Raw genomic sequence first — 10,142 nt, 5'->3', positions numbered from 1 at the left:
CCCTGTCTGCATGGAATATAGGTTTCTGCTCCCCCCTGGAAGCCAAGACCGTTAGGAGTACAGTCAGAAGGCCAGTTTTCAAGTTCATAAGGAGTCTGATACTGAGTCATGGCAAACATTCCGTAAAAGCGGAGGTATTTTACAGGTACTACATTCAGCTTAAGGGCAAGATATGCACATACATTTGTTTCGGAGTCATCCTCATCCGGCTGATAATCCCTCCACGGACTCATGCCGTGATATATCGTAAGGGGATTAAGAAAGCGCAGTTCCATAGGAGCGTATACAAGTACACTTTCCTGAGCCATAAATGAAATCTTCTTAAAGAAACGGGCCTCAAGCCTGTGGGTATACATGTATTTGTCTACGTTAAACTGTGTAACATTCATATTGTAGCGGAAATCCCTGCTGTAAAGCTCAAGGTTAGCCCAGGAAGTACCGGTAAGATATTCACTCATGATAACACTTCCTGTAAGGGAACGGCCTGTACTCTGGGTTCCTGTTCCCAGCCTGAAGTTAACACCTGCATCTTCCGTAAAGCTGAAACCAGTAGAAAAATATCCGTTATCCGGAAAGTTAACGTCTACGGCATCTGCTTCAAGAGGAATATTAATGTAGTTGTCATTATGTGCCATAACACCCTGGTTCTGCCTGAAAGCCAGGTCCATTTTCATTGTAAAGTAGTCCCCGCCCTGAACTGCAAAAGGAACCTTTATAAAATCCTTACGGCAGTATCTGTCATAAACATAATCCAGATCATCATTTGCTTTATAATAAGCTTCAATATTTACTTCCGGTTCAAAAGTAAGGGCAAAAATAGAAGCGTTAAAGGCAATGTTTTTATCGTTAAGATAGGCCATAACCCTGTCAAACTCTTTCTGCCCCCTTTCACTTAATGAATCATAATCTGCTTCCATTAGAAGAGACTTTATTTCTGCAAGGGAAAGAGGAGTTGAATCACTAAAATCAATTCTTCCTTCTTCTAAAGCTATACGTGAAAGTGAATCATAAATCCAGTGTCCGCTTTCTGCCAGTTCCTGACTGCCTCTTTTAGCAGTTGGAAGATCCAGGGCAAACAAAGCAGCTGATGCTGACATAAAAAGTGCCATTAATAAACTTTTTTTCATTTTTCCACCATAATTTGATTATTTTTTATTTTGAAACTGCGTTTTCAACAGCCCGCCTGAGCATTTCTGAAGTAACCCTGCGGGGATAGTTTTTAAGCACAAGTTCATAAAAAGCAAGAGTTCTTTTTCCGTGAACATCCAGTGTAAAGGAAGAAGAAACTTTCTTTGCCTCCCTGCCCATAGCTTCCATTAAAGGCCTGTCTGCAAGAAGGGAAAGTATTTTTTCTTCCATCTCATTGTCCGTATCTGCAAAATATCCATCCTTTCCGTCAAAGACTGTATCAGAAAAGCTTGAATCCCTGCGGCATACAACAGGTTTTGCAGAAATAAGGGCTTCCAGAATTGTCATTGAATGCATTTCTGAAAGGGATGCGGTTACAAAAAGGTCACATATATCGTAATACTTATAAAGTTCTGTCCAGTCTATAAAACCTGTGAATATAATGTCAGAAGAAAGACCTTCTGCCTGGCATTTTTCCCTTAAAGGCTCTTCCATAGCCCCGGAACCAACAAAAAGCATTTTTATTCCCGACTGTCTCTTTATGACATTCCTCATTATTTCATAAAGTTCAGCAAGTCTTTTTTCTTCTACAATGCGGCCTACATAAAGGACAACCCTGTCTCCGTCCCTTATTCCAAGCTTCTTTTTAAGCTCTGCCTTTTCTTCTTCTGTACATACCCTCTGAGAAAACCTTGAAGCATCTATTGCGTTTGGTATTACTGCACTGGGAGTAAGGGGAAGCATAAAAGGCTGCTTAAAGTAACATCTGGCCTTTTCTGAAACATTTATAAGGGCGTAAAACCTCTTGTAAAGTATACGGACTATTTTTCTTATGGCTTTTTTAGGAATAATTTTACCTAATTTTAAGTAATATCTGTAATAATCTTCCCACATGGTATGGGTTGTAGCTATAACCGGAATTCCCAGTTTTTTACCGGCTACAGTAGCACAGTGACCTACAAAGAATTCAGTATGGGCATGTATAAGCTGAACGTTATGTTCCCTTAAAAAAGCAACAACCTTGCGCCTTGATGGAACACCTATATACTGATGATTTCCGTATGCTGTCTTTATGGATTTAACCCTGAGTACATTTTTTTCTTCCGGAGCGTCTTCGTCAATTTCATGACAATTGACAGTTATGACGACTACATTATGACCGTACTCCTCAAGAATCTTCCTGAGCTGTACAACAACCGTTACTATTCCGCTTTTAGTAGGCAGATAGCTGTCGGTAAACAATGCAATGTTCATAAAGTTAATTTTAACTGATTATTGAGTTTACGACAATATATGTGTAAAATAACCATCTGATGAAAGCAATAGAAAAAGAAAACATCTATAAAATGCTCAAAAGTGCTTCTTCCTGGGCACAGGGTTTTATTCCCCCTGAATTTTCAGGCCCGGATCCGGATTTTGAAGACGATTTTGAAGAAATAATCGAAAAACCCCTTATACAAAATCAAGCTGCCCCTGACAGTCAGGCTGAAGCCCAGGCAGTAACTCAAGTAAGTCCAGCTGCAGAAACAGGAGCTGCTAAAGATACAGAAGCAGAAAAGGAATCTGCTGATCAGAAAATCTTTACCCTTAATACAAAAATCAGAAGCTGCACTAACTGCATGTTAAGCAGAACATCAGCCCTTCCATTCCCGGGAAAAGGTGTCTTAAACCCTGCTGTCCTGGTTATAGGAGAAGCCCCAATGGAAGACAAAGGCAAAAACCTTTCTTCCTTTGCAGAAGAAACGGAAGTTCTCCTTAACAAAATGCTTTCTGCAATCAATCTTTCTACAGAAAGCAACTGCTTTGTGACTACTTCCGTAAAATGCCTTCCTCCTCAAAACCGTTCACCTATGAAAGATGAGCAGGATTCCTGTTCAGGATTTTTACAGGCCCAGATATGTTACCTTAAACCAAGCCTTATTCTTGTTATGGGTAGAACCAGTGCCCAGCATATACTTAAAAGTGATGAAATCATAAATAAACTCCGGGGCAAATTCTTTGACTACAAGGGCATTCCCCTTATGGCAACCTTTTCTCCCCAGCAGGTTCTTCAGGATGCAGGACTTAAGCGCCCTGTATGGGAAGACCTTAAAATGGTAAGGGCCAGACTTTTAGAAATCAACGACGGCTATGACATTCCCTTCCGTAAAAGGATACTGGCAGAAAAATGAAAAGGCGTTTCTTAGACCTTGTACTTAATGTTCCCATGGACCAGACTTTTATATACAGGGAACCGGAATACAAGGAAGGTCAGACAGTGCCGGAAGACCTTTTTGGCAGAAGAATAGAAGTCAGGTTCGGAAACAGAAAGCTTACGGGAATAGTAGTTGCTTCCCATGATGAATATCCTGAAGAATGCGGAGTTCCCCTTGAAAAAATAAGAAGCGCAGTAAAATGGACAGATGAAGAAGCTGTCCTTACACCGGAACTCTACTCCATAGCAAAATGGATGCACAACTACTATATCTGCAATATAGGAGAATGCCTTTCCGTAATGACTCCTTCCGGAAAAAGGGAGAGTTCTCAGGCAGGTTTTTCCTTTACGGAAGACGAATCCAGTTTTGAAAAAAAGAAGCTCAGTCAGGAACAGATTCTTGCAGTAGAAGGAATTACTAAAGACCAGTCCAGGCTTTTTCATTATCTCTACGGCATGACCGGAAGCGGAAAAACAGAAGTATTTCTGTCAGCTGCAGAAAAAGTACTTAATGAAGGAAAGGGAGTTATCTATCTTGTTCCGGAAATAGGACTGACTCCTCAGGTTGTAAGGGCTGTAATAAAAAGGTTTGGTAATACGGCAGCAGTCCTTCATTCTTCCCTTACCCCAAGTCAGCGTCTGGCTCAGTGGAAGCGTATTTTAAGAAAAGAAGCCAGGGTTGTAATAGGAGCACGCACTGCAGTATTTGCCCCAGTCCCTGACCTGGGAATGATAATTATAGACGAAGAGCATGACTCTTCATATAAATCAGGTTCTTCTCCCCGCTACCATGCCCGTCAGGTTGCCATGTTCCGCTGTCTTAAAAACAGGATTCCCCTGGTTATGGGTTCTGCAACTCCATCAGTAGAAAGCTGGTATTCCATGCAGCAGGGGACAATTCTAAGGCACAACCTTACAAAAAGGCTGGCAGGAGGAGCCCTTCCTTCAATAAAAGCCGTAAACTTAAGTCTGCAGAAACAAAGCCAGAACTGTATTTCCGGTGAACTTGAAGAAGAAATCCGGCGTACTTTAAAAGAAAAAAAACAGATTATCCTGTTTCTTAACAGAAGAGGCTTTACCCACTTTTTCAGATGCAGCAGCTGCGGCTATGAACTTAAGTGCCGTCAGTGTTCCGTAAGCCTTACATATCATAAAAGCGAAAACAGACTCAGATGCCATTACTGCGGCTACAGCATACAGCCACCCCAGCAGTGTCCTAAATGCGGTTCCCTGGATGTAGGTTACTTTGGTTTTGGTACTGAATATATAGAAAACACCGTAAAAGTAAAGTTTCCTAATGCAAGGGTCATAAGGATTGATACTGACTCCCTTAAAAAGAAAGGTGAACTGGAAGAAAAAATTGATGCCTTCAGAAGGGGTGAATATGACATTCTTCTGGGAACCCAGATGGTTGCAAAGGGACTGAACTTTCCTAACCTTAAGACTGTTGGTGTTGTACTGGCTGATACTTCCCTTCACCTTCCTGATTTCAGGGCAGGAGAAAAAACTTTTTCCCTTCTTACCCAGGTAGCAGGAAGGGCCGGAAGATTTACTCCCGACGGAAAGGTAATAATACAAAGCTACAGTCCTGACAGGGATGCTGTAAGACTTGCCGTAAAAAATGACATTGATGCTTTTTATAAGGAAGAACTCAGTCAGAGGGAGATGCTGTCTTTTCCACCTTTCTCAAGGCTTTTAAGGCTGGTTTTCCGTTCCCAGATAAAGGCAGATGCAGAAAATACCTGCAGGCAGGCTGCACAAATCCTTAAGGAAATGGCAGGAGAAGAACTTCCTTTAGAAATACTTGGTCCGGCAGAATGTCCCCTTGTTATGGTAAGCGGCAACTTCCGCTGGCAGCTTCTTTTAAGAAGCAAAAAGGCTTCAATTCTTCAGGGACTTGTTTCTGACTTTAAGAGAAAATATCAGCCTCCAAGAAATGTTTATATAGAAATAGACATGGATCCTGTAAGCATGATGTAGGCCTTATACGTGGCGCCTTATTCCGTCAAACTTTACTTCCCATAAGAAAAGCCCCTGAGGCGGTGCCGTAAAAAGGCTGTTGGACCTCTGTCTGCTTTCAAGTATGGATGCAAACCAGTCTTTACCCAGACCTTTCTTTTCTCCGCTTATAAGGGTTCCGGTAAGGCTTCTTACCATCTTCCACAAAAAGGCATTGGCTTCTATTTCAAATACAATTGTCTCTTCATCCTGACGGTAAAAACGGGCTGAATCTATGTAACGCTTAGTAGACTTACTCTGATCCCCGGCTGCTGCAAAAGTTGCACAGTCAGTTTCTCCCTTAAGACAGGAAGTCATGGCATTTAAGGTCTCAAGGTTTACATCCCTGGAGATACACCATACATAACGGCTTTTGTCTGCAGGGACCGCAGGAGCCGTACTGATAAAATACCTGTATTTTCTTGAAGTAGCAGAAAATCTTGAATTGAATTCATCAGGAACTTTTTTTGCCTGAAGAATCCTTATGTCAGGAGGAAGCATGCCGTTAAGGGCCCTGATATAATTACATTCCGGAATATTATCTGCAGGAGCAGTAAAATTTGCAGCCTGTCCCCTGGCATGAACACCACTGTCGGTACGGCCGCTGCCATAAAGATTAATATCTTTTCCGAACATTTTTTTTAGGGCTTTTTCTATTTCTCCCTGAACTGTACGAACAGGATTTCCATAGTCAGCCTTATCCTGTCTCTGCCAGCCGCAGAAATCAGTACCATCATATGAGACTGTAAGAAGTATGTTTTCCATTAATCGTCTTCGCTAAAAATATTATTTGCAGAAAGTTCTGCCGTAAGCTTATCGTAAAGGCTTCTTGCTACATCAAGAAGAGGTCCAGGTTTACTTTTGGAAGATTTACCAAGACCAAAGATTCTTGCAATAGACCTTTTATATTCATCAAGCTTTTTAAGGCGGAGTTCTTCATCTTCATGCTGGCCGTATTTGTATTCAAGAAGGCCACAAAGATAGATTACACCATCATAACCATAGTTTTTATCCATGTCCGGACCAAAGTTTCCTACAGTTTCAATGGATTCAATTCTTCCGGTTTCGTTAATAAGGGTCTGCTGATAAAAGAAAAGGGCCTTACGGTAAAATACATCTGCTATATAGTTATAGTTATGTCCGGGGCATACTCTTTCTATATCCTTACAAAGCCAGGCAAGACGAAGACATATCATAGCCCTTTTAAATGTAGGAGCATAGGCAATGTCAACTTTTTCGTAGCAAAGAAGGGCCAGGTAATACATGGCAGCACCATCATAAAGAGTACGCTGTTCCCTGAGGTTATAATAAGGGAATATTGCCTCTACAGCTTCCCTGCGGTGAGATTCATCAGTCATTACCCTGTCCAGAGAAGAAATATCCTTTATGTCAGTAAAATCCTTCCAGAAAAAGGAACAATGACACTTTGGACAGCAGCCGATATCGTAAATAAGGGGATAAACCCTTCCGTATTTTTTTGAAGGTTCAAAATTTCTGTGAAGTTCATCAGTAAGGCTTCCGGCAATCATACGGCCGCTTCCCTTATGCATTACTTCCTTTTCAAAAGGCTTGTGACATACAGGACATATAATTTTTTCCTTAGCCCAGTATGAAATTGCAGGCTTTTTATCTTCCGGTTCTCCAAACTTCTTTAAAGGCGGCATATCTTCTCCCTTTATAAAAGTGCTTAATCAAGCTTTTCTATTACGACAAAGGCCAGTGCGTACTCTTTTTCGTGAGTAAGGGAAAGATGAATTACATAATCCTTTCCGCATTGTTCCTTAACCTTCTGCAGGGCCCTTCCTTCAAGACTTAAGGCTGGTTTTCCTGCTTCATCTATTACAGTATACACATCTTTTAAATCAAAACCACAAAGACCTGTTCCCAAAGCCTTGGAAAATGCTTCTTTTGCGGCAAAACGGCTGGCAAAATACTCACACTGACGCTGAATCGAAGAATTTTCCTTAAGAAAGGCAATTTCCTTAGGATTATAAAATCTCTGTATAAGGGAATTCTTAATCCACTTTTCAAGACGGCAGGTTTCTACAATGTCTGTTCCGATTCCAAATATCATCAGTTCCCCGCTTCTTCTTTTATTGCAGCAGCATCTTCATGAATAATTTCTGCATTTTCAATTTTTTCTGACTTTTCTATTTTTTCTGTTTTTTCAGTTTTCTCTGTTTTCTCAATGCTTTTACTATCTTCTACAATAATTTCTTCCGGTAAAAGAATTGTCTCTTCACTATCTGAAGAAGAAAGAATTACAGAAAGCTCTTCCCTGCTTACCTTAATAACGTCTATATCCTTTGGTCCGCTTACTACAAGACGAAGAACATGGGTTCCTTCCTTTTCAAGATCAGCCAGGTCTGCAGTACAGATAAAATCAGAAGGAGAAAGCTTATCAAGGGAAAGCATGCTTCCTTCTACAGTAATATCAACACTTTCTTCCTGATTGCTTACAAAAAGGGTTTCCGGAATATTCTTATAGGTTACCGGTACATTTTTAATGGTTCTGCTTGTACCAACAGGCCTTACGTAAAGTACAACCTTAAAATTTTCAGAGGAAGGTATTTCTATACGGCTGGATGTATGAAGTAAAGAAGATACGGCAACAACATCCCTGGAAGCACCTGTAAGGGAAACATTCTCAGTAGAAATTGATTCCACTGCATTTACGGCAGATTCCGGCCCTTCTATAAGAACAACATCAGGCTCAATGCTGTAATTTACCATTTCATATCCATAGGCAGCACTTCCTGTAACGGAAGGTTTTACAGGAACGTAGCGGGAAATATATTTTTCTACAGGAACATAAAGAGTTCTTGGACTGTAGGTTATTTCAAGAGGATCAATAAGCATTACCTTTGAATCAGGTACAACATTAATGTCCACAGCAATTCTGCCGGCTTCCTTTACCCTGTTCATATCAAGAAAGGCATTAAAGTCTCCTTCCGTAATATCTGCAAGGTTTTCCCTTTTACTTCTTACAGTAACTTTTACATGCCTGCTTTCGTCGGCTTCAGAAGAAAGGGTAAGTTCTCCGTTTTCAAGAATTTTAACCGGAACCATGTAGCTTCTTGAAGAAAGAGTTGAAAGTTCATGATAGAAAAATACCAGGACTGCTGCTATAAAACAGATTACCTTTACAGGCCAGTTTTCCAGCACACTGTTCATGATTTTTTTAATGTTCATCTATTGTATCCTCAATAATCTGATCCTGGGCTGTAATTTCCAGGCGGCTCTCAAGAATTTTCTTAAGCTGGTCCTGACTTAAGTCATAATAAAGCTTTGAATCATAGGCAAGGCTTATAGCCCCGGTTTCTTCACTTACAACTAAAACAACACCGTCACATATTTCGCTCATACCAAGGGCAGCACGGTGTCTGGTTCCAAAAGTTTTTTTAATGTCATACTGTTCACTGAGAGGTAAAAAACAGCCTGCAGCAACAAGCTTTCCTCCCTGAACTATACAGGCTCCGTCATGAAGGGGTGTATCATGACCGAATATAGTTACTAAAAGTCCTGATGACAGGTCTGCATTAAGTCTTGTACCTGTATCAGCAATATTATCATGCTTGGTATGCTTTATAAAAACAACCAGCATACCCCTCTTTAATTTGGAAAGGGATTCGGCAGCAATTAAAACTGAATCCACATAGGTATGTTTACTTCTGGTACCAAAGGCAAACCATTCCTTCTGACCGATTTTCAAAAGCAAAAGCCTTAATTCCGGCTGGAATACAATGGCAAAGGCAATAATAAGACCAGGAGCAAAGGCGTTAAGAATCCACTGCATGGTGCCAAGGTTCAAAAGACCTACAACACCGTAGGCTATACCTACAACTACAGCTGCCTTAATAATCTGGAGGGCATTTGTCTTAAGAATGATTTCGTAGGCCTTGTAGAGAAGAAACGTAAGGAGGGCAATATCAAGAATTGGCCTTAAAAATCCATAAAATTTTTGCATTAATTCAAGAGCATTCATAAAAGTCCTGATTCCCTGAATGATTTTAACACCGCAAGCATATCCACGCAAGGAGCAACATCATGAACCCTTACATAGGACGCTCCTGACAGCATGCTTATAAAATTACATATAATTGTACCATAAAGACGGTCTTCTGTCTTACGGCCGGTAATCAATCCTATATAAGATTTTCTCGATAAAGCCATTAAAACCGGATATTTTCCGCCGCAAAGCTCTCCACACCTGGCAGTAAGTATTTTATTTGCTTCAAGATCCTTACCAAAACCTATTCCCGGATCAACAATAATTTTTGAGCTGTCTATTCCCTGAGAAAGGGCATATTCAACTCTTTCTTTAAGGTAATTATCAACTTCCCTGAAAACATTTTCGTAGGAAGTATTGGACTGCATTTCTGAAGGAATACCCCTTTTGTGCATAAGGAATACAGGTATTTTCTTTTCTGCAGCAAAGGCAGCTAAAGCCGGATCATCTTCCAGGGCAGAAATATCATTAAGCATGTCTGCTCCTTCATTAAAGGCGGCTTCCATTACACTTTTTCTGCGGGTATCAATGGACAATGGAATGGAAGACTTTTTACGGATTTCCTTTATTACTGGAATAAGGCGGCTTAACTCTTCTTCTTCACTTATATAACGGGACCCAGGCCTTGTAGATTCAGCCCCAAGGTCAATTATGTCAGCTCCCTCTTCTTCAAGTAAAAAAGCCCTTTCAGCTCCCCCCCTGCTGCCGGAAAAAAAGCTGTCCTCATTACAATTAACGATTCCCATTACAAAAGCTGCATTTTTAGAAGTAATAGTCCGGGAAGAAAGATTCAGTTCTGGTAATTTCATTATT

The 10,142-nt window shown here is 40.7% G+C and carries 10 protein-coding genes; 2 read left to right on the top strand and 8 right to left on the bottom strand.

Features of this window, described 5'->3' with window-relative positions; all coding sequences use genetic code 11:
• Window positions 1-1,127: hypothetical protein (locus K6D58_RS05485; RefSeq protein WP_296828435.1), on the bottom strand; the 1,127-nt coding region annotated here is incomplete at its 3' end.
• 25 nt (window positions 1,128-1,152) lie between these two features.
• On the bottom strand, window positions 1,153-2,382 hold the full coding sequence (locus K6D58_RS05480; protein ID WP_296828433.1) for a glycosyltransferase: 1,230 nt from the start codon (window positions 2,380-2,382) through the stop codon (window positions 1,153-1,155).
• 59 nt (window positions 2,383-2,441) lie between these two features.
• Between K6D58_RS05480 and K6D58_RS05475 the strand changes: the two genes are divergently transcribed.
• Both K6D58_RS05475 and priA read left to right on the top strand, forming a co-directional pair.
• Window positions 2,442-3,299 (top strand): uracil-DNA glycosylase, encoded by an 858-nt coding sequence (locus tag K6D58_RS05475; protein ID WP_296828431.1) that lies wholly within the window; start codon window positions 2,442-2,444, stop codon window positions 3,297-3,299.
• Window positions 3,296-5,302 (top strand): replication restart helicase PriA, encoded by a 2,007-nt coding sequence (priA, locus tag K6D58_RS05470; protein WP_296828429.1) that lies wholly within the window; start codon window positions 3,296-3,298, stop codon window positions 5,300-5,302. Before K6D58_RS05475 ends, priA begins: the two co-directional genes overlap by 4 nt.
• Before the next feature lie 3 nt (window positions 5,303-5,305).
• Here the strand turns inward: priA and truA are convergent, their stop codons facing one another.
• Genes truA through folP form a run of 6 tightly spaced genes read right to left on the bottom strand, consistent with a single transcriptional unit; the run spans window position 5,306 to window position 10,138 of the window.
• Window positions 5,306-6,085, bottom strand: a complete 780-nt coding sequence (gene truA, locus K6D58_RS05465) for a tRNA pseudouridine(38-40) synthase TruA (RefSeq protein WP_296828427.1) — start codon at window positions 6,083-6,085, stop codon at window positions 5,306-5,308.
• The gene (locus tag K6D58_RS05460) at window positions 6,085-6,984 is read right to left on the bottom strand and encodes a DUF2225 domain-containing protein (protein ID WP_296828425.1); all 900 of its coding nucleotides are present in this window, start codon (window positions 6,982-6,984) and stop codon (window positions 6,085-6,087) included. Before K6D58_RS05460 ends, truA begins: the two co-directional genes overlap by 1 nt.
• Before the next feature lie 23 nt (window positions 6,985-7,007).
• A complete protein-coding gene (gene acpS, locus K6D58_RS05455) occupies window positions 7,008-7,394 on the bottom strand; it encodes a holo-ACP synthase (protein ID WP_296828423.1) in 387 nt (128 codons plus the stop codon).
• Window positions 7,394-8,512 carry a CdaR family protein gene (locus K6D58_RS05450; protein WP_296828421.1) on the bottom strand — a complete coding sequence of 373 codons (1,119 nt, stop codon included), beginning with the start codon at window positions 8,510-8,512 and terminating at the stop codon, window positions 7,394-7,396. The genes acpS and K6D58_RS05450 overlap by 1 nt, the downstream gene beginning before the upstream one ends.
• On the bottom strand, window positions 8,502-9,305 hold the full coding sequence (gene cdaA / locus K6D58_RS05445; RefSeq protein WP_296828437.1) for a diadenylate cyclase CdaA: 804 nt from the start codon (window positions 9,303-9,305) through the stop codon (window positions 8,502-8,504). The genes K6D58_RS05450 and cdaA overlap by 11 nt, the downstream gene beginning before the upstream one ends.
• On the bottom strand, window positions 9,302-10,138 hold the full coding sequence (gene folP / locus K6D58_RS05440; RefSeq protein ID WP_296828419.1) for a dihydropteroate synthase: 837 nt from the start codon (window positions 10,136-10,138) through the stop codon (window positions 9,302-9,304). The genes cdaA and folP overlap by 4 nt, the downstream gene beginning before the upstream one ends.
• Between the last annotated feature and the right edge of the window lie 4 nt (window positions 10,139-10,142).

Origin of the sequence: Treponema sp., assembly GCF_024696245.1 — a bacterium.
Taxonomy (GTDB): domain Bacteria; phylum Spirochaetota; class Spirochaetia; order Treponematales; family Treponemataceae; genus Treponema_D.
Note: the sequence above shows the minus strand (reverse complement) of the source record. Positions and strands in the feature narration are given on the sequence as shown.